The 18,254-nt window shown below is 69.7% G+C and carries 16 protein-coding genes; 10 read left to right on the forward strand and 6 right to left on the reverse strand.

Going from position 1 to position 18,254, the window contains the following annotated elements:
• Positions 1–93: 93 nt before the first annotated feature.
• A complete protein-coding gene (locus ABSY19_RS01770; RefSeq protein WP_382158508.1) occupies positions 94–846 on the reverse strand; it encodes an SIMPL domain-containing protein in 753 nt (250 codons plus the stop codon).
• A complete protein-coding gene (locus ABSY19_RS01775) occupies positions 843–1,136 on the reverse strand; it encodes a hypothetical protein (RefSeq protein WP_291121875.1) in 294 nt (97 codons plus the stop codon). Before ABSY19_RS01775 ends, ABSY19_RS01770 begins: the two co-directional genes overlap by 4 nt.
• 169 nt (positions 1,137–1,305) lie before the next feature.
• On the opposite strand from ABSY19_RS01775, the gene ompR reads away from it, so the two are divergent.
• On the forward strand, positions 1,306–2,037 hold the full coding sequence (gene ompR, locus ABSY19_RS01780; RefSeq protein WP_291121876.1) for a two-component system response regulator OmpR: 732 nt from the start codon (positions 1,306–1,308) through the stop codon (positions 2,035–2,037).
• Positions 2,037–3,440: a sensor histidine kinase gene (locus ABSY19_RS01785; RefSeq protein ID WP_297401685.1), complete on the forward strand. Its 1,404-nt coding sequence runs from the start codon at positions 2,037–2,039 to the stop codon at positions 3,438–3,440. The genes ompR and ABSY19_RS01785 overlap by 1 nt, the downstream gene beginning before the upstream one ends.
• Here ABSY19_RS01785 and ispF read toward each other — a convergent pair.
• The gene (gene ispF / locus ABSY19_RS01790; protein WP_382158510.1) at positions 3,424–3,927 is read right to left on the reverse strand and encodes a 2-C-methyl-D-erythritol 2,4-cyclodiphosphate synthase; all 504 of its coding nucleotides are present in this window, start codon (positions 3,925–3,927) and stop codon (positions 3,424–3,426) included. The genes ABSY19_RS01785 and ispF overlap by 17 nt on opposite strands.
• Positions 3,924–4,646 (reverse strand): 2-C-methyl-D-erythritol 4-phosphate cytidylyltransferase, encoded by a 723-nt coding sequence (gene ispD, locus ABSY19_RS01795; RefSeq protein ID WP_382158511.1) that lies wholly within the window; start codon positions 4,644–4,646, stop codon positions 3,924–3,926. The genes ispF and ispD overlap by 4 nt, the downstream gene beginning before the upstream one ends.
• A 119-nt stretch (positions 4,647–4,765) precedes the next feature.
• Here ispD and mfd point away from each other — a divergent pair, with 119 nt between their 5' ends.
• The 4 genes from mfd (at position 4,766) to ABSY19_RS01815 (ending at position 10,694) form a co-directional block, all read left to right on the forward strand.
• Entirely contained in the window at positions 4,766–8,257 is a 3,492-nt protein-coding gene (mfd, locus tag ABSY19_RS01800; protein ID WP_382158513.1) for a transcription-repair coupling factor, read from the forward strand.
• A 124-nt stretch (positions 8,258–8,381) separates the two neighbouring features.
• Positions 8,382–9,359: a Bug family tripartite tricarboxylate transporter substrate binding protein gene (locus tag ABSY19_RS01805; RefSeq protein ID WP_382158515.1), complete on the forward strand. Its 978-nt coding sequence runs from the start codon at positions 8,382–8,384 to the stop codon at positions 9,357–9,359.
• A 31-nt stretch (positions 9,360–9,390) separates the two neighbouring features.
• Positions 9,391–10,128: a phosphoserine phosphatase SerB gene (gene serB, locus ABSY19_RS01810; RefSeq protein WP_382158516.1), complete on the forward strand. Its 738-nt coding sequence runs from the start codon at positions 9,391–9,393 to the stop codon at positions 10,126–10,128.
• Positions 10,129–10,142: 14 nt separating this feature from the next.
• A complete protein-coding gene (locus tag ABSY19_RS01815; protein ID WP_382158518.1) occupies positions 10,143–10,694 on the forward strand; it encodes a redoxin domain-containing protein in 552 nt (183 codons plus the stop codon).
• Between the two features lie 9 nt (positions 10,695–10,703).
• On the opposite strand, the gene ABSY19_RS01820 is transcribed toward ABSY19_RS01815, so the two are convergent.
• On the reverse strand, positions 10,704–11,069 hold the full coding sequence (locus tag ABSY19_RS01820; RefSeq protein ID WP_382158520.1) for a translation initiation factor Sui1: 366 nt from the start codon (positions 11,067–11,069) through the stop codon (positions 10,704–10,706).
• 40 nt (positions 11,070–11,109) lie between these two features.
• Here ABSY19_RS01820 and ABSY19_RS01825 point away from each other — a divergent pair, with 40 nt between their 5' ends.
• On the forward strand, positions 11,110–12,357 hold the full coding sequence (locus ABSY19_RS01825; protein WP_382158522.1) for a DEAD/DEAH box helicase: 1,248 nt from the start codon (positions 11,110–11,112) through the stop codon (positions 12,355–12,357).
• A 1-nt stretch (position 12,358) separates the two neighbouring features.
• Here ABSY19_RS01825 and ABSY19_RS01830 read toward each other — a convergent pair whose 3' ends face one another.
• The gene (locus tag ABSY19_RS01830) at positions 12,359–13,279 is read right to left on the reverse strand and encodes a LysR family transcriptional regulator (RefSeq protein ID WP_382158524.1); all 921 of its coding nucleotides are present in this window, start codon (positions 13,277–13,279) and stop codon (positions 12,359–12,361) included.
• Positions 13,280–13,444: 165 nt separating this feature from the next.
• Between ABSY19_RS01830 and ABSY19_RS01835 the strand changes: the two genes are divergently transcribed.
• The 3 genes from ABSY19_RS01835 to ABSY19_RS01845 are packed head-to-tail and all read left to right on the forward strand — an operon-like array spanning position 13,445 to position 18,246.
• Complete coding sequence (locus ABSY19_RS01835) at positions 13,445–14,683, forward strand: NAD(P)/FAD-dependent oxidoreductase (protein WP_382158526.1); 1,239 nt, start codon at positions 13,445–13,447, stop codon at positions 14,681–14,683.
• A 9-nt stretch (positions 14,684–14,692) separates the two neighbouring features.
• A complete protein-coding gene (locus ABSY19_RS01840; RefSeq protein ID WP_382158528.1) occupies positions 14,693–16,648 on the forward strand; it encodes a hydantoinase/oxoprolinase family protein in 1,956 nt (651 codons plus the stop codon).
• Positions 16,645–18,246 (forward strand): hydantoinase B/oxoprolinase family protein, encoded by a 1,602-nt coding sequence (locus ABSY19_RS01845; RefSeq protein ID WP_382158530.1) that lies wholly within the window; start codon positions 16,645–16,647, stop codon positions 18,244–18,246. Before ABSY19_RS01840 ends, ABSY19_RS01845 begins: the two co-directional genes overlap by 4 nt.
• Positions 18,247–18,254 lie beyond the last annotated feature (8 nt).

Consider the following 18,254-nt stretch of genomic DNA (forward strand, 5'->3'; position numbering starts at 1 on the left):
TCGCGCGTCCCCCTCCAGGGGGCGGCGCCAGCGGCCCGGCAAAGCCGGTTCCGCGGCACCTCTGGACCGCGCCGCCTCAGACGCAGAAGTTGTCTATTTCAGCTGGATCGAGCCCGACACGGTGACGTTGACCGTGGACTTGCCCGCTTCCACCGGCACAGGGGCATCCGACATCGCGGCCTTGGCCTCCATCGCCATCGCGCGCGGCTGGAACGGGCGCACTTCCTGGTCGGCCGAACTCACATTGATTTCGCGCAGGCTGTAGCCGGCGAAGCCGAAGCCCTTGCTGACTTCATCGGCCCGCGCCTTGAAGCGCTCGATGGCCAACGCCTGCACGTCGGATTCGAGCTTGCGGCGTGCGTCGCGCGAGAGCGAGAAGCTGGTGCCCGACATGGTCAGGGTCTGGATCTTGCCGGCCGTGGCGCTGATGAGGGCGAAGTCGCGCCCTTCGAGCACCAGTTCGGTGCTGCCCTGCCAGCCGTTGATCTTGCCGTTGCTGCTGTAGCGCGGATACAGGCTGAACTGGCCGGTGCGGACCTCCAGCTGCTGTGGCTTGGCGTTGGCGCGGGCCACGGCCAGCGCGGCGTCGAGTGCCTGCTTGAGCTGGTTCTGCACCGTCACGGCGTCGCTGCCCTCGCGCGTGGTGTTCAGGCTCATGCTCAGCCAGTCCTGGGGCACCTCCAGGAAACCGCTGGCGGCGATGTTCACCACGTTGGCGGGCACGGGCACCGTGACCTGGGCCATCGCCGAAGCGCTCAAGCCCAGCCCGAGGGCCAGCACGGAGGAGAGAAGAAAGCGGGAAGAAGAAGAGGAACCGGAGAAACGACGCGAGGAAGACAGGGTCATGGTTTGAACTTGAAGTCGTGATGCGGCTGGTCGCGAAGCTGTTCGCGCAGACGCTGGCGCTCTTCCACCGAAAGTCGGTAGGGTTTGCGGCTGTCGTCCATGTCATCGAAGGGCTGTCGCAGCGCATCGCGCAAGCGCATCGTGCTGCGTGGGTCGCTTTCGTCGGCCGAGATCGGCATGACGGCCACCGGCGCATCCGAGGGCATCGGATGCACGCGCTGGTCGCCCGGCGCGGCATAGGCCGAACCCAGGGTGACTAGCAACAAACCACTCGACAGATACGATTTCATGGTGCACTCAAGTATGGTCAATTCGCCGATTGTGTGATGTGGGCGAGGTGAAGCGGCGGAGTATGCGGGCAACATCTGTAACAGCGTGTCATAAAAATAAAAAATGAGTGCTGACAAGCACTTGGCGCTGCCACAATCGAGTTTGTTACATTTAACGGAAGTTGCTCCCATGCCACAAACCACTGTCCGTCCCAACAAAGTGCTGGTCGTCGATGACGACGTCCGCATCCGCGACCTGCTGCGCCGCTACCTCATGCAGGAAGGCTTCGAGGTCATGCTGGCCGAAGACGGCAAGGCCCTCAACCGGGTTCTGCAACGCGACTCGGTCGACATCATCGTGCTCGACCTGATGATGCCCGGCGAAGACGGCCTGTCGATCTGCCGCCGCCTGCGCGCCAATGGCGACCGCACGCCCATCATCATGCTCACCGCCAAGAGCGAGGATGTGGACCGCATCGTGGGCCTGGAAGTCGGCGCCGACGATTACCTGGGCAAACCCTTCAACCCGCGCGAGCTGCTGGCCCGCATCCACGCCGTGCTGCGTCGCCGCCCGCCCACCGAGGTGCCGGGCGCACCGTCGCAGGACCAGGAAGTGGTGAAGTTCGGCCCGTTCGAGTTCGACCTGAGCCTGCGCACCCTGCGCAAGGAAGGTGCCGACCTGCCCCTGACCACCGGCGAATTCGCCATGCTCAAGGCCCTGGTGCGCCACCCGCGCCAGCCCCTGTCGCGCGAAAAACTGGCCCAGCTGGCGCGCGGCCGCGAGTTCGAGCCTTTTGACCGCAGCCTGGACGTGCAGGTCTCCCGCCTGCGCAAGCTGATCGAGGAAGACGCCGCGTCGCCGCGTTACCTGCAAACCGTCTGGGGCGTGGGTTATGTCTTCGTGCCCGATGGCAATGCCTGATGTCCGACGAGTCACGCGTTCCGTTCGAGACCCAGCCAGCCTCGCTGGAGACAGCGCCCGCCCCGCTGGACATGCGTCCCTCGCGGGGCGTGAGCCTGTTCTGGCGCACGTTCTTCTTTCTTGCCCTGCTGCTGGTCGGCTGCACCGTCGCCTGGCTGCAGACCTTCCGCGCGCTGGAGTACGAGCCGCGGGCGCTGCAGAGCGCGAACCAGCTGGCCTCGCTGGTCAACCTCAGCCGGGCCGCCCTGGTGCACTCGGACGCCATCGCCCGGGTCTCGCTGATCAAGACCCTGGCCAGTGAAGAAGGCCTGCGCATCGCACCGCGTGAGCCCACCGACACCTTCCGCCTCTACAACACCGATGCACTGAGCCGCAACGTGGCCGAGCGCCTGCGGGGCCGGCTCGGGCCCGACACCCTGGTGGCGCGCGAAGTCAATGGCGCGCCAGGCCTGTGGATCGGCTTCACCATCGACGGCGACCCCTACTGGCTGCTCACCGACCCCTCGCGCATCGGCCCGGTGGCGGGCACCACCTGGCTGATCTGGCTGGGCACCGCCGCCCTGCTCTCGCTCACGGGCGCGGCGCTGATCGCGCGCCTGATCAACCGGCCACTGAAGAAGCTCTCGTTCGCGGCCAGCCGCGTGCGCGAAGGCGATTTCAACGCGAGCCAGCTCAACGAAGCCGTGGCCACCAGCGAGATCCGCGAGGTCAACATCGGCTTCAACCGCATGGCCCAGCGGCTCTCCAAGATCGAGCAGGACCGGGCCCTGATGCTCGCCGGCATCTCGCACGACCTGCGCACGCCGCTGGCCCGCCTGCGCCTGGAAACCGAGATGAGCGTGGACGACGCGCAGGCGCGCGAGCACATGGCGGCCGACATCGACCAGGTCAACGCCATCATCGACAAGTTCCTCGACTACGCCCGCCCCGACCACCTCAAGCCCGAGCGCGTGAGCCTCAACCAGGTGGTGGACGCCGCGATCTTCTCGGTCGGCCAGGACCCGAACACCTACATCACCACCAACATCCCGCGCGACACCGCCGTGATGGGCGACGCGGTGGAACTGCAGCGCGTGTTCTCCAACCTGATCGAGAACGCCATGCGTTACGGGCGCGACCCGGAAACCGGCATCGCCAAGATCGACATCGCGGCCAAGGCCAAGGACGACGACGTGCTGGTCAAGCTGCGCGACCATGGGCAAGGCGTCAACCCGGAGCAGCTCGAACAGCTGACCCAGCCGTTCTACCGGGGCGACGTCTCGCGCAGCGCGGCCACCGGCACCGGCCTGGGCCTGGCCATCGTGGACCGCGCCATCGCGCGCATGGGCGGCCGTTTCGCGCTGGCCAACAGCAGCACCGGGGGCCTCGCGGCCCACATGAAACTGGTCAAGGCGCCGTCTTGACGAGCAGCGCCACCGCGCGCGCCTCGATCGACAGGCCCTGCCCCACGGGACCGATCTTCTCCGCCGTCTTGGCCTTCACGTTGACCTGACCGGTCGCCAGCCCCAGCGTGCGGGCGATGCCTTCGCACATGGCGGCGATGTGGGGCGCGAGCTTGGGCGCCTGCGCGATCACGGTGCTGTCGATGTTGCCGATCTCAAAACCCGCCTCGCGCACCCGGCGCGCCGCCTCGGCCAGCAACACGCTGGAGTCGGCGCCTTTGAAACGTTCGTCGGTGTCGGGGAAATGGCGGCCGATGTCGCCCAGCGCCGCCGCGCCCAGCAGCGCGTCGGTGATGGCGTGCAGCAGCACGTCGGCATCGGAATGGCCGAGCAGCCCCTGGCTGTGGGGAATGCGCACGCCACCGATGATGAGCGGCCGCCCGGGCACCAGCGCGTGCACGTCCCAGCCCTCGCCGATGCGGAACAACGGAACGGTGTTGGGATTCATGAACGGCTCCTGAGCACGGCTTCGGCGAGCGCGAAGTCTTCGGGGTAGGTGACTTTGAAGTTCTGCGCGCTGCCGCGCACCAGCAGCGGCCGGTGGCCCGCCATCTCCATGGCGCTGGCCTCGTCGGTCACACCGGCGAAACCGCCGGGCGCCGTGGCCGCCAGCGCGGCCTGCAAGGCACCCAGGCGGAACATCTGCGGCGTCTGCGCCAGCCACTTGTCGGCGCGCTCCACCGTGGCCGCCACGCGCCCACCGGTTTCGGCCTTGAGCGTGTCCGGCAAGGGCAGCGCCAGCAGGCCGCCCACGGCATCGTTCCAGCAGGCGTCGATCAGGGCATCCACCTGGGCCGGCGTGACGAGGCAGCGCGCGGCGTCGTGCACCAGCACCCAGTCGTCCGTCCGGGCGCCCTGCTCGCTCAAGGCCTGCAGGCCGTTGAACACGCTCTCGGCGCGCGTGGCCCCGCCGCGGCGCGCCAGCGTGGTGCCCACGGGCTGCGAGGTCCAGAAGCCATCGTCGGGCGCGATGACAACCACGCAGCCTTGCAGGCGCGCCACGGCGCGCAAGGCCGCCAGGGTGTGCATCACCATGGGCTCGCCGGCGATCGGCTGGTACTGCTTGGGGATGTCGGTGCCGGCCCGGGTTCCGGTGCCCGCACAGGGCAGCAGCGCATGGCATCGGGGAGCGCCCGGGCGGGTCAATTCGGTGTCGGCATGGGGCATGGTGTGCCTGCATTCTAAAATCAGCCCTCACACCCCCGCCCTCCCGGTCGGGGGTGTTCGTCATGGCCGCATTGGCCCACCACGCACTCAAGTCCACCCCGCACGCCCCTCCATCTCCCATGGACTTGCCCAAACTCACCCCCGGCAAACGCCACACCGTGCCGCATCCCGGCGGCTCGGCCGATGCCCTGATGCTGGCCCAGCTGGGCGAGCGCGAAAAAGCCGCCGGCCGACTCACCGCCATCGTCACCGCCGACGCCAACGACGCGCAGCGGCTGATTGACGAGATGGCGTTCTTCGCGCCCGGCCTGCGCTGCGCCCTCTTCCCCGACTGGGAAACGCTGCCCTACGACACCTTCTCGCCGCACCAGGACCTGATCAGCGAACGCCTGGCCACGCTCTGGCGCATCTCGCAGCGCGACAAGGACACCGGCGCCGACGTGGTGCTCGTCCCCGCCACCACCGCGCTGTACCGGCTCGCGCCGCCGTCCTTTCTGGCCGGCTACACCTTCCACTTCAAGGTCAAGCAGAAGCTCGACGAAGCCAGGCTCAAGGGCCAGTTGACCCTGGCGGGTTACCAGCACGTGACGCAGGTCGTGAGCCCCGGCGAGTACGCGGTGCGCGGCGGCCTGATCGACCTCTTCCCCATGGGCAGCCTGGTGCCCTACCGGGTGGACCTGTTCGACGACGAGATCGACAGCATCCGCACCTTCGACCCCGACAGCCAGCGCAGCCTGTACCCGGTGAACGAGGTGCGGCTGCTGCCCGGGCGCGAGTTCCCGATGGACGACGCGGCGCGCGCCAAATTCCGCAGCCGCTGGCGCGAGCTGCTCGAAGGCGACCCGACCAAGAGCCGCATCTACAAGGACATCGGCAACGGCGTGGCCACCGCCGGCATCGAGTACTACCTGCCGCTGTTCTTCGACGACACCGCCACCGTGTTCGACTACCTCGGCGCGGACGCGACCGTGGTGCTGCATGGCGACCTGGAGCCCGCCTTCCAGCGCTTCTGGCAGGACACCAAGGACCGCCACCGCCTGCTGCGCGGCGACACCGAGCGGCCGGTGCTGCCGCCCGAAGCCCTGTTCCTGGGCACCGAGCAGTTCTACACCCGCGCCAACCAGCACGCGCAGTACGTGGTGCGCCCGGCGCAGCAGGAGATCGAACACGGCGCGCACGTGCAGAAGCTGGGCGACCTGTCCGTGGTGCGCGGCGCCGAAGACCCGCTCTCGCGCCTGCAGGCCCACATCCGCAACACCGCGCACCGGGTGCTGCTGCTGGCCGAAAGCGATGGCCGGCGCGAGAGCCTGCTGGACTTCCTGCGCGCCAGCGGCGTCCACCCACCGGCCTTCGACTCGCTCGCCGAGTTCCAGGCCAGCGAAGAAGAGACCGGCATCGCCACCGCCGCGCTCGCGGTCGGCTTCTCCTGGCTGGACGGCGGCATCGACTTCGTCACCGAGACCGAGCTCTTCGCCGCCGGCCCCACCACGCGCCGGCGCAAGAAGCAGGAACAGGTCAGCGACGTCGACGCGCTGATCAAGGACCTGTCCGAGCTCAACCTGGGCGACCCCGTGGTGCACAACGCGCACGGCATCGGCCGCTACCGCGGGCTGGTGAACATGGACATGGGGGAGAAGAACCCCGACGGCAGCCCCGCGCTGCAGGAATTCCTGCACCTGGAGTACGCCGACAAGGCCGTGCTCTATGTGCCGGTGAGCCAGTTGCAGCTGATCGGCCGCTACACCGGCGTGAGCGCCGACGAGGCGCCGCTGCACAAGCTCGGCAGCGGTCAGTGGGAAAAGGCCAAGCGCAAGGCGGCCGAGCAGGTGCGCGACGCCGCCGCCGAGCTGCTCAACATCTACGCCCGCCGCGCCGCGCGCCAGGGTCATGCGTTCCGCTACTCGGCGCAGGACTACGAGGTGTTCGCCAACGACTTCGGCTTCGAGGAGACCGCCGACCAGCGCGGCGCCATCCACGCCGTGATCCAGGACATGATCAGCCCGCGCCCCATGGACCGCCTGGTCTGCGGCGATGTGGGCTTCGGCAAGACCGAGGTCGCCCTGCGCGCAGCCTTCGTGGCCGTCACCGGCGGGCGCCAGGTGGCCTTCCTCGCGCCCACCACGCTGCTGGCCGAACAGCACTTCCAGACGCTGTCGGACCGCTTCTCCAAGTGGCCGGTGAAAGTGGCCGAGATGAGCCGCTTCCGATCGGCCAAGGAAATCACCGCCGCCGCCAAGGGCCTGGCCGACGGCTCGGTGGACATCGTGGTCGGCACGCACAAGCTGCTCAGCGAAAGCGTGAAGTTCAAGGACCTGGGCCTGCTCATCATCGACGAGGAACACCGCTTCGGCGTGCGCCACAAGGAAGCGATGAAGGCCTTGCGCGCCGAGGTCGACGTGCTCACGCTCACCGCCACGCCGATCCCGCGCACGCTGGGCATGGCGCTCGAAGGCCTGCGCGATCTCTCCGTGATCGCCACCGCGCCGCAGCGCCGCTTGGCCATCAAGACCTTCGTGCGCAACGAGGGCAACGGCGTGATCCGCGAGGCCGTGCTGCGCGAACTCAAGCGAGGCGGGCAGGTCTACTTCCTGCACAACGAGGTCGAGACCATCGAGAACCGGCGCCAGAAGCTGGAAGAAATATTGCCCGAGGCGCGCATCGCCATCGCCCACGGCCAGATGCCCGAGCGCGAGCTGGAGCGTGTGATGCGCGACTTCGTGGCGCAGCGCTTCAACGTGCTGCTGTGCTCCACCATCATCGAGACCGGCATCGACGTGCCCACAGCCAACACCATCGTGATGAGCCGCGCCGACAAGTTCGGCCTGGCGCAGTTGCACCAGCTGCGCGGCCGCGTCGGCCGCAGCCACCACCAGGCCTACGCCTACCTCATGGTCCCCGACATCGAAGGCCTGACCAAGCAGGCGGCGCAGCGGCTGGACGCGATCCAGCAGATGGAGGAACTTGGCAGCGGCTTCTACCTGGCGATGCACGATCTGGAGATCCGCGGCGCGGGCGAGGTGCTGGGCGAGAACCAGAGCGGCAACATGCTGGAAGTGGGCTTCCAGCTTTACAACGAGATGCTGTCCGAAGCGGTGAGTTCGCTCAAGGCCGGGCGCGAGCCCGACCTGCTCTCGCCGCTGTCGGTCACCACCGACATCAACCTGCACGCCCCGGCCTTGCTGCCCAACGACTACTGCGGCGACGTGCACCTGCGGCTGTCGTTCTACAAGAAGCTGGCCACCGCGAAGAACACCGACCAAGTCGATGCGCTGCTCGAGGAAATCGTGGACCGCTTCGGCAAGCTGCCACCCCAGGCGCAGACGCTGATCGACGTGCACCGCCTGCGCTGCATCAGCACGCCCTACGGTGTCGTCAAGGTCGATGCGGCACCGGGCGTGACGAACATCACCTTCCGCGCCAACCCGCCGTTCGAGCCGATGCGCATCATCGAACTGATCCAGAAGAACCGCCACATCAAGCTCGCCGGCAACGACAAGCTGCGCATCGAACGCACCCTGCCCGAAGTGAAGGACCGCGTGCAGCTGGTGCGAGATGTGCTGCGCAGTTTGGGCCAGCCGCTGCAGGCGAAGGCCCCCGCGCCGGCCCCGTAGGTGCCCATCGAGGGTGGGCCGGGCCCGATACCCAACGGCATGGTTTTTGCGTAAAACGGCATGGCCACCTTCCCTGGTGGCCCTGTCCTTTTCAACGCACAAACACACCGATACGGAGCCCACCATGCCGACCCGACGCACCGCGCTGCACATTGCCAGCGCCCTTCTTGCGCTCGCCCTCTCTGGCCCCACGCTGGCGCAGGGCAGCTACCCGGACCACGTGGTGAAGGTCATCGTCGGCCTGCCGGCCGGCGGCAGCGCCGACATGATCGCGCGCATGCTGGGCCAGAAGCTCAACGCCCAGTTCGGCCAGCCCTTCGTGATCGAGAACCGCGCGGGCGGCTCGGGCCAGATCGGCATGCCGGCGGTTGCCAGGGCCGCGGCCGACGGCTACACCCTCACCGTGTCGCCCGCGTCCTTCCTGACCACGAACAAGAGCATCTTCAAGACCTTGCCTTACGACCCCGAGGCCGACTTCATGCCGATCTCGCGGCTGGTGAACCAGCCCATGGTGCTGGTGGTGAAGGACAGGCAGAAGTACCCGACCGCCTCCGCCTTCCTCGCCGCCGCCAAGGCCGCGCCGGGCAAGATCAGCTACGCCTCGTCGGGCGACGGCAGCCCGCAGCACCTGGGTGGGCTGATGTTCGAGACCCGCAGCCAGGCCCGCATGCTGCATGTGCCCTACAAGGGCGGCGCGCTCGCGGTCAACGACACCCTCGCCGGCAACGTGGACGCGATGTTCGCCGTGCTGCCCGAGGCCCTGCCGCACATCCAGGCCGGCAAGCTCCATGCGCTGGGCCTGATGAGCCTTCAACGCTCGCCGGTCTTGCCCGACGTGCCCACCATGGCCGAAGGCGGTCTGGCCAACCTCAACCTCTCGGCCTGGGTCGCCATCCTGGCGCCCGCCAAGACCCCGCGCCCCATCATCGACCAGCTCAACCGCGCGGTGAACACCGCCATGGACGCCGAATTCAAGGCCAAGCTGGCGGCCAGCGGCATCGAGGTGGCCCCCAGCACGCCGGAAGAACTGCAACGCATCATCACGGCCGACATCAAGCTGCACGCCGAACTGGTCAAGGCCGCCGGCCTCACGCCACAGTAAGGGCTTGTGCATGGCTGGGATAATCCCGGCCATGACACAAGCTCCCGCCACCGCCACCGAATTCGCCCCCGGCCTCACCGTCCAGGGCTTCACCCCGCCGCTCAAGCTCAGCGACTTCAAGCTCATCGCCTTCGACATGGACTCGACGCTCATCAGCATCGAGTGCGTGGACGAGATCGCCGACGCCGTGGGCAAGAAGGCCGAGGTGGCCGCCATCACCGAGGCCGCCATGCGCGGCGAGATCACCGATTACAAGGACAGCCTGCGCAAGCGCGTGGCACTGCTGCGCGGCGTGACCATCGCCGACATGGAGCAGATCTACACCGAGCGCCTGCGCATCAACCCCGGCGCGGCCGAGCTGGTGCGCGCCTGCAAGGCCGCCGGCCTGAAGGTGCTGCTGGTCTCGGGCGGTTTCACCTTCTTCAGCGAGCGCGTGCGCCAGACGCTGGGCATCGACTTCACGCGCGCCAACGTGCTCGAAGTGGAAAGCGGCCCGAACTGCGGCCAGCTCACGGGTTACATGGTGGACCAGCCTTGGGGCGACATCTGCGACGGTGCCGAGAAACGCCGCACGCTGCTCGAAGTGGCGTCGCTGCTGGGCATCGAGCCTTCGCAATGCATCGCCATGGGCGATGGCGCCAACGACCTGCCGATGATGGGCGTGGCCGGCCTCTCGGTGGCGTACCACGCCAAGCCCGCTGTGCGCGCGCAGGCCATGGTGGCCATCAACGAAGGTGGGCTCGACCGCCTGCTCGAAGTCCTGCGCTGAACACGCTGATGCCCATGACGTCACGCCTTGCCCGCTTCGCGCAGTCGCTGCGCCGGCGGTGGAAAAGCCACCTCGTCACCCTGGGCCTGGTGCTCGCGGTGCTGCTGGGCGTGCAAGCCTGGCAGACGCGCGATGTGCCGCGCGGCCCCGCGCCCGATCTGGCCCTCACCCTGGTTCAGCCCGACGGCAGCGAGCGCCGCACGACCCTGGCGCAATGGCGCGCTGACCACCCCGGCCAGCCCGTCGCCCTGCACGTGTGGGCCGAGTGGTGTCCCATCTGCCGCACGGAAGAACACAGCGTGACCCGGCTCTCGGCGGACTGGCCGGTGCTCACCATCGCCATGCAATCCGGTCAGGCCGGCCCCGTGGCCCGCGTGCTGGCGCAGCGGCAGTTGCCCTGGGCCACGGCGATCGATCCGCGCGGGGAGATCGCCCGCCAGCTCGGCTTCAAGGCCGTGCCGGCCTTCGTGGTGGTGGATGCCCAGGGCCGGCTGCGCACGCCCACGGCCGGCTACACCAGCGAGATCGGCATGCGGCTTCGGCTGTGGTGGGCGCGGCTGTTCTGAGCCCGGGCCTCAGCCGCCCGCGCGTTTGACGGCGTGACCCTGGGATTTCAGCGCCGCCATCACCTTCTCGATGTGATCGCCCTGGATCTCGATCACGCCATCCTTCACCGTCCCGCCGGTTCCGCAGGCCGCCTTGAGCTGCTTGCCCAGCGCGGCCAAAGCCACCGCGTCCAGCGCCAGGCCCTTGACCAGCGTGACCGCCTTGCCACCCCGGCCCTTGGTCTCGCGCGAGACGCGCACCACGCCATCGCCCGCCGGCACGGCGCTGGCCCGCTGTTTGCACACGCATTGCGCCACCGGCTGGCGGCAGTCGGGGCACATGCGGCCCGCATCGGTGGAGTAGACAAGGCCACCGGTCGAAAGCTTGTTCTTCATGGGGCCGCATCCTACCCGGGCCGGTACACTGCCCCGATCCATGCCATTCACCGCCCTGGGCCTCGCGCCCGCCCTCGCCCAAGCCGCCGCCGAACTCGGTTTCACCACGCCCACCCCGATCCAGCGTGAAGCCATTCCGGCCGTGCTGGCCGGCCATGACCTGCTCGCCACCGCGCAGACCGGCTCCGGCAAGACCGCCGCCTACGCCCTGCCCCTGCTGCAACGGCTCACCCAGGCCGCCAACCATTCGCCGCGCCGCGTGCGCGCGCTGGTGGTCGTGCCCACGCGCGAACTCGCGGCACAGGCCGGCGAGGTGGTGCGCGCGCTGGCGCAGCACCTGCCGCGCCAGCCCAAGGTGGCCGTGGTGTTCGGCGGCGTGTCGATCAACCCGCAGATGATGGCGCTGCGCGGCGGCGCCGACGTGGTGGTCGCCACGCCCGGGCGCCTGCTCGACCTGGTGGAACACAACGCGCTGCGCCTGTCGGCCGTGGAACTGCTGGTGCTCGACGAAGCCGACCGCCTGCTGGACCTGGGCTTCGCCGACGAACTCGCGCGCGTGCTCGCCTTGCTGCCCGCCCAGCGGCAGAACCTCTTCTTTTCGGCCACCTTCCCCTCGCCGGTGCAGGCGCTGGCCGACGCGCTGCTGCGCGAACCCCTGCGCATCGACGTGCCCGCCGCGCCGGCCGAGGCCGCGGTGATCCTGCAACAGGCCTTTCTGGTGGACAGCACGCGCCGCACGCAGCTGCTGCGCCAGCTCATCAAGGACCAGGGCTGGCAGCGCGTGCTGGTGTTCGTGGCCACGCAGTACGCGGCCGAGCGCGTGGCCGCCAAGCTGCACCACGGCGACCTGTACGCCACCTCCTTCCACGGCGGCCTGAGCCAGGGCGCGCGCCAGCAGGCGCTGGGCGAGTTCAAGGAAAAGCGCTGGGACGTGGTCGTCACCACCGACCTGGCCGCGCGCGGCATCGACATCGAGCAACTGCCGGTGGTGGTGAACTACGACCTGCCGCGCTCGGCGGTGGACTACGTGCACCGCATCGGCCGCACCGGCCGCGCCGGTGCGAGCGGCCTGGCGGTGAGCTTCGTGAGCCCGGCCACCGAAGCCCACTGGCGCCTGATCGAGAAACGCCAGGGCCTCTCCCTGCCGCTCGAGGTGCTGCCCGGTTTCGAGCCCACCGAAACCGCGCCACCGCCTTCGCCGGGCGACGGTGGCATCAAGGGCAAACGGCCGAGCAAGAAGGACAAGCTGCGCGCAGCCGCTGCTGCCGCCGCCCGCAAGCCGGACTGATTCAGCCCTGAGCCACCTTGCCCGCGCGCCGGGCGCCCCCACCGCGCTGCCGCAACAGATCGAGAAAAGTGGCCGCCGCCGGCGACAGCGACTGCCCCTTGCGCTGGTACACGAAGTACTCGCGCTGGATCGCCGGCGCGCGCAGCGGCACGAAGCGCACGCCGAAGTTGTCGGCGAACGAGCGCGCGTATTCCGGTGCGAGCAGCACGCCCATGCCGTGGCCGGCCAGCGCCATCGCCGTGGTGAGAAAGCCCACGTCGCTCGCCGTGTCCAGCGAGAAGTCGTGGCCGTGCGTGTGCAGCGCGCGCTCCACGTGGCGGCCGAACTCGTGGGAGTAACTGATCCAGCGCTCGTCGCGCAGCTCTTTCCACGACACGCTGGCGCGCTCGTAGGCCGGGTGCCCCTTCGGGCACACCAGGCGGATCGGCACGTTCATGAGGAAGCTGCGCGTCACGTCCTCGCCCGTCAGGCGCTCGGGGCCGATGCCCAGCTCCACCGCCCCGTGGCGCACGGTGTCCACCACGTCGTCGGCCACCGCGTCCTTCAGGCGCAGGCTGATGCCGGGGTGCTGCTGGCCGAACTCGGTGAGCACCGAGGCCACCCAGGTGCAGGCCATCATCTGCGAGGTGGACACGCGCAGGAAGCCCCGGCGCAAGGCGCGGATTTCGGAAGCGCCCTCGACCACCTGGCGCACGTCCTCCAGGATGCGCTGCGCCAGCGGCAGCAGGTTCTTGCCGGCCTCGGTGAGCGTGATGGCCGTGCGGCTGCGGTCGAACAACTGCAGGTGCAACTCCTGCTCCAGCTGCTGGACCAGCATGCTCACCGCCGACTGCGTGAGGCTGAGCTGGCGCGCCGCGCCGGTGAAGCTGCCGCTCTGCGTCACGGCCGCGAAGGCCCGCATCTGTCTCAAGCTGATGTTCATCGCGTGCACCCATCTGGTTCAGAAGCGGTGCCCGCGGGCGTGCATGCACCATCATCAGATTTCATGATGAATGTATCAAAAGAATTCGCTTGTTTGATGCATCGCACGGTTCATAGAATGCCGCGAGACACCCCGCCCCTCCCCTCACAAGAATCCGTTGATCCCATGCACATCGCCGTTGTAGGCACAGGCATCGTCGGCGCCTGCACAGCCGCCTGGCTGCAGCGCGACGGCCACCAGATCACCTTCGTCGATCCGCTGGAACCGGGCGAAGCCTGTTCGTTCGGCAACGCCGGCTCCCTCTCGCCCAGCGCCTGCCTGCCGGTGGGCATGCCCAACATGTGGAAGAAAGTGCCCAGCTGGCTGCTCGACCCGCTGGGCCCGCTGACCATCCGCACCACCTACCTGCCGCGCGTGATGCCCTGGCTGCTGCGCATGCTGCAGCACTCCACGCCGCAGGAGGTCACGCGCATCGCCACCGCGCTGCAGACCCTGCTGCGCCCGATCTTCGACTGCTACGGCCCCCTGCTCGACCACGCCGACGCGAACGCCCTGGTGCGCCGCAGCGGCTGCCTGTACGTCTACTCCTCGCGCGAGGCCGCCGACCAGTGGAAGTGGGGCATGGCCCTGCGCAAGTCCCTCGGCGTGAACCTCGTCAACGTCGAACGCGATGAGCTGGAAGAACTCGAGCCCGACCTGAAGGGGCGCTTTCGCTTCGGCATCCTCGCGCCCGACAACGGCTCGACGCTGGACCCCTCGCAACTGGTCAAGGCCCTGGTCGCGCAAAGCGTGCGCGACGGCGCCCGCCACGACCACCGCTCGGTCACCGGCTTCGAACGCGCAGGCCGGCGCGTCACCGGCCTGCGCATGGACCGCGGTGAGCCGCTCGCGGTCGATGGCGTGGTGGTGGCCGCCGGCGCCTGGTCCGGCCAGCTCGCGAAACAGCTCGGCGACCGCGTGCCACTCGAAACCCAGCGCGGCTACCACGTGACCGTGCGCAGCTCCAACCTGAAGCTGCGCCACACCGTGATGGCCTCGGAGAACAACATCATGGTCAACCCCATGGCCATGGGCCTGCGGCTGGCCGGCACGGTGGAGTTCGCCGGCCTCAAGCGCGCGCCCAACTACGAGCGCGCTCAGGCGCTGCTGCGCCAGGGCCAGCTGCTGTTCCCGCACCTGGACACCTCGGAAGTGACGCAGTGGATGGGCCACCGCCCCTGCATGCCCGACAGCCTGCCGGTGATCGACCGCAGCCGCGACGCCGACAACGCCTGGCTCGCCTTCGGCCACGGCCACATGGGCATGTGCATGGGCGCCAGCACCGGCCGCGAGGTGGCCCACCTGGTGGCGGGCCGCGCCACGCAGGTGGACCTGTCGCCGTTCAGCGCGCGGCGCTTCCGCTGAAAGGCCGGCATGAGCACACCGAGCTGGGCCATCGGCATCGACATGGGTGGCACCTTCATCGACGTGGTGGCCTGCGCCTCGGACGGCGCGCTGCGCAGCCTCAAGCACCCGCGCGAAGCGGGCCAGCTGGTGCAGCCCATCCTGCAGGCCGTGCAGCGCATGCTCGATGAAAACGGCATCGCGCCCACCCAGGTCGCGCGCATCGTGCACGGCTCCACCGTGGTCACCAACCTGCTGCTGGAGCAGAACGACGGCCCGGTGGCCGTGATCACCAACACCGGCATGCGCGACATCCTCGCGCTGGCGCGCCAGGACCGGCGCGACCTGTACACCGCCGCCGTGCTGCCGCCCACGCCCGAGCGCCGCCTGTTTCCCGCCGCGCACCGCGTCGAGATCGCCGGGCGCGTGGACGCGCACGGCGACGAGATCGAGCCGCTGGACCGCGAACAGCTCACCGCCCTGGCCCACCGCATCGCCGCCTCGGGCCTGCGCTCGGTCGCGGTCTGCCTGCTGTTCTCGCACCTGCGACCGGCGCACGAGCAGCAGGTGCGCGCCTGGCTGCTCGAAGCGCAACCTGAACTGATGGTCTCGCTCTCCAGCGAGGTCGACCCCAAGCCGCGCGAGTTCGAGCGTTTCCTCGCCACCGCCTTCGACGCCTACAGCAAGCCCATGGTGCAGCAGTACCTGCGGTCGCTGGGCGGCGCGCTGGCCGAACGCGGCCTGCCCGCGCCCGCGCTGATGCGCTCCGAAGGCGGCATCGCGCCCTGGCAGGATGCCGTGGCGCGCCCCATCGGCCTGGCCATGTCCGGCCCCTGCGCCGCGCTGCAGGGCGTGGCCGCGAGCCTGCCCGACAGCGATGCCGCGCAGGTGGTCATGTCCATCGACGTCGGCGGCACCAGCACCGACATCGGCATCCTCGAAGCCGGACGCCCCCTGTTCACCGACACGCTGCTCTGCGGCGACCTCACGCTGCGGCTGCGCTGCGCCGACGTGGAATCGCTCTCCATCGGCGGCGGCAGCCTGGCCAGCGTGAACGCCGGTGGCGGCCTGCGCCTGGGCCCGCGCTCGCAAGGCGCCTGGCCCGGCCCCGCGGCCTACGGCCTGGGCGGCACGAACGCCACGCTGACCGACGCCCTGCTGCTGCTCGGCCGCCTGCCGCGCCAGCTCTCCGGCGGCGTGGCGCTGGACGTGACGCTGGCCGAAGCGGCCGTGGCGCGCGACGTCGCGTTGCCCCTGGGCATCGCCACCATCGACGCGGCGAAAGCCATCGTCGCCACCGCCGCCACGGCCATGGCAGAGAGCGTGAAGATGCGCGCCTTCCAGCGCGACATCCACCCCGCCGACTGCCTGCTCGTCGCGGCGGGTGGCGGTGGCGCCCAACACGTGGCCGAGGTGGCCGAGCTCGCGGGCGTGTCGCAGGTGCGCGTGATCGCGCACGCCGGCGTGGTCGCCGCGCTGGGCCTGCTGGCCTCGCCGCCCACGCAGACGGTGGAAAAGGCCTGCTCGCTGCCGCTGAATACCGACGGCCTGGCCGCGCTCACCGACCTGCGCGACGCACTGCAACCCACCACCGACTGCGCATCCATCCGCTGGAGCCTGGAGATCCTGCACCGGGGGCAAGGCAGCCCGGTGGAAGTGAGCTGGCTGCCCGAGGACGACCTGCCCGCGCTGCAGGCGCGCTTCGCCGCGCGCTACGAAGCCCTGCGTGGCCAGATGCCCGCGCGCAGCGACGCGCTGGTGGGCCTGCTGCGCGGTGTGTTCGAACAGGCCGTGCCCCAGCCCGGCGTCAACGCCCACCACCTGCGGCCCGACCCCGCGCTGTGGGCCGGCTGCGCTGCCACGGGCCAGGGCCCGCAGGCCCTGTTCGCGGCCACCACCACGGTGTGGGTGCCGGCGGGCTGGCAATGGGCGCAGGAGGCCGACGGTTCCCTGCTGCTGACGCAGGCCGAGGAGGCACGCGCATGAACGAACACCTGATCCTCATGGAGCCCGTGCGGCTGGCGCTGCAGGGCATCGTGGACCGCATGCAGAGCCGCATGATGCGCGCGGCCTACTCGTCGATCGCGCGCGAAGGCGGCGACTGCGCCGCCGCCGTCTTCCTGCCCGACGGCCGCCTGCTCGCGCAGGCGCGCTCGCTGCCGCTGCTGCTGGGTTCGCTGATTCCCGCCGTCGCCGGCGTCCTGAAGCGTTTTCCCGCGCCGCAGATGGCCGAGGGCGACGCCTACCTCATGAACGATCCCTGGTCGGGCGGCACGCACCTGCCCGACCTGATCGTGGTGCGGCCCATCGTCCGCGAGGGCGTCACCATCGCGCTGGCCGCCGCCATCCTGCACCACCAGGACGTGGGCGGCATGGCGGCCGGCTCGATCCCGCCGAACGCCACCGACATCCACCAGGAAGGCCTGCGCATTCCGCCGGTGCGCTGGCGCGCGGCCGGGGTGGTGGACAGCAACGTCGAGACCCTGCTCACCGCCAACAGCCGCACGCCGGGCAACCTGGTCGGCGACCTGAACGCGCAGTGGTCCGCCGTGAGCCTGGGCGCGCGCGAAACCGCCGCGCTGCAGGCGCGCACCGGCCCCGCCTTCAACGCCGTGTGCGATGCCCTGCTCGCGCAGTCCGAGCGCATGACGCGCGACGCCCTGCGCCAGGTGCCTGACGGCGCCTGGCAGTGGGAAGACCAGCTCGACGGCGACGGCATCGACGACGCGCCCGTGCGCATCGCGGTGAGCCTGCGCAAGCAGGGCGACGCGCTCACGATCGACTTCACGGGTTCGTCGACGCAGACGCGCGGGCCGGTGAACGCATCGCCCTCGAGCATGATGTCCGCCATCCTGTTCTTCATGCGCTCGCTCGCGCCGCAGGCGCCGAACAACGCGGGCTGCCTCGCGCCCGCCACCTGGGTGCTGCCCGAAGGCAGCGTGGTCAACCCGCGCCTGCCCGCCGCGGTGAACGCGCGCACCGCCACGCTCAAGCTGGCCTGCAACGCCATGCTCAGCGCCTGGTCGCTCGGCGCCTCGCGCGAGCCGCTGGCCTCGAACGCGGGCGTGGCCACGGTGCTCTCGCTCGGCGGCACCGGGGCCGACGGCCAGCGCTGGCTGCTCACCGAGATCATCGCCAGCGGCGCGGGCGCGAGCGCGCAGGCCGATGGCACCAGCGGCATTTCCACCGACGTGGGCAATGCGCGCAACACGCCGGTGGAGGTGATCGAATCCGAAGCGCCGCTGCGCGTGAACACCTACGCGATCCGCGAAGGCTCGGGCGGCATGGGCCGCTTCGTGGGCGGCCATGGCGTGCGGCGGGTATACCAATTGCTAGAAGGACAGGGCAGCGTCTCCTACCGGGGCGAACGCCATGTCAGCCGCGCACGCGGCAGCCAGGGCGGTGGCGATGGTTCGCCGTCGGCCGCCCGCATCGAAAGAGCCGATGGACGCATCGACGCGTTGCCCGCCCGGGCGCGCGTCGAGTGGTCGGCGGGGGACAGGCTCGTCATAGAAACGGCCGGAGGAGGCGCTTGGGGTGCACCAGACCACACGCTGGTGGCACCGAAAGACCAACCCACATGAAAGTGATC

It is taken from the genome of Hydrogenophaga sp. ANAO-22 (assembly GCF_042466645.1).
GTDB lineage: Bacteria > Pseudomonadota > Gammaproteobacteria > Burkholderiales > Burkholderiaceae_C > Hydrogenophaga.

What these genes read in the sequence shown, in the direction of transcription:
- ispD (WP_382158511.1), bottom strand. Translation starts at nt 4,646, where the DNA reads ATGCCCCATGCCGACACCGAATTGACCCGCCCGGGCGCTCCCCGATGC.
- ABSY19_RS01775 (WP_291121875.1), bottom strand. Translation starts at nt 1,136, where the DNA reads ATGAAATCGTATCTGTCGAGTGGTTTGTTGCTAGTCACCCTGGGTTCG.
- ABSY19_RS01840 (WP_382158528.1), top strand. Translation starts at nt 14,693, where the DNA reads ATGAGCACACCGAGCTGGGCCATCGGCATCGACATGGGTGGCACCTTC.
- ABSY19_RS01785 (WP_297401685.1), top strand. Translation starts at nt 2,037, where the DNA reads ATGTCCGACGAGTCACGCGTTCCGTTCGAGACCCAGCCAGCCTCGCTG.
- ABSY19_RS01830 (WP_382158524.1), bottom strand. Translation starts at nt 13,279, where the DNA reads ATGAACATCAGCTTGAGACAGATGCGGGCCTTCGCGGCCGTGACGCAG.
- ABSY19_RS01825 (WP_382158522.1), top strand. Translation starts at nt 11,110, where the DNA reads ATGCCATTCACCGCCCTGGGCCTCGCGCCCGCCCTCGCCCAAGCCGCC.
- ispF (WP_382158510.1), bottom strand. Translation starts at nt 3,927, where the DNA reads ATGAATCCCAACACCGTTCCGTTGTTCCGCATCGGCGAGGGCTGGGAC.
- ABSY19_RS01845 (WP_382158530.1), top strand. Translation starts at nt 16,645, where the DNA reads ATGAACGAACACCTGATCCTCATGGAGCCCGTGCGGCTGGCGCTGCAG.
- ompR (WP_291121876.1), top strand. Translation starts at nt 1,306, where the DNA reads ATGCCACAAACCACTGTCCGTCCCAACAAAGTGCTGGTCGTCGATGAC.
- ABSY19_RS01815 (WP_382158518.1), top strand. Translation starts at nt 10,143, where the DNA reads ATGACGTCACGCCTTGCCCGCTTCGCGCAGTCGCTGCGCCGGCGGTGG.
- ABSY19_RS01820 (WP_382158520.1), bottom strand. Translation starts at nt 11,069, where the DNA reads ATGAAGAACAAGCTTTCGACCGGTGGCCTTGTCTACTCCACCGATGCG.
- mfd (WP_382158513.1), top strand. Translation starts at nt 4,766, where the DNA reads ATGGACTTGCCCAAACTCACCCCCGGCAAACGCCACACCGTGCCGCAT.
- serB (WP_382158516.1), top strand. Translation starts at nt 9,391, where the DNA reads ATGACACAAGCTCCCGCCACCGCCACCGAATTCGCCCCCGGCCTCACC.
- ABSY19_RS01770 (WP_382158508.1), bottom strand. Translation starts at nt 846, where the DNA reads ATGACCCTGTCTTCCTCGCGTCGTTTCTCCGGTTCCTCTTCTTCTTCC.
- ABSY19_RS01835 (WP_382158526.1), top strand. Translation starts at nt 13,445, where the DNA reads ATGCACATCGCCGTTGTAGGCACAGGCATCGTCGGCGCCTGCACAGCC.
- ABSY19_RS01805 (WP_382158515.1), top strand. Translation starts at nt 8,382, where the DNA reads ATGCCGACCCGACGCACCGCGCTGCACATTGCCAGCGCCCTTCTTGCG.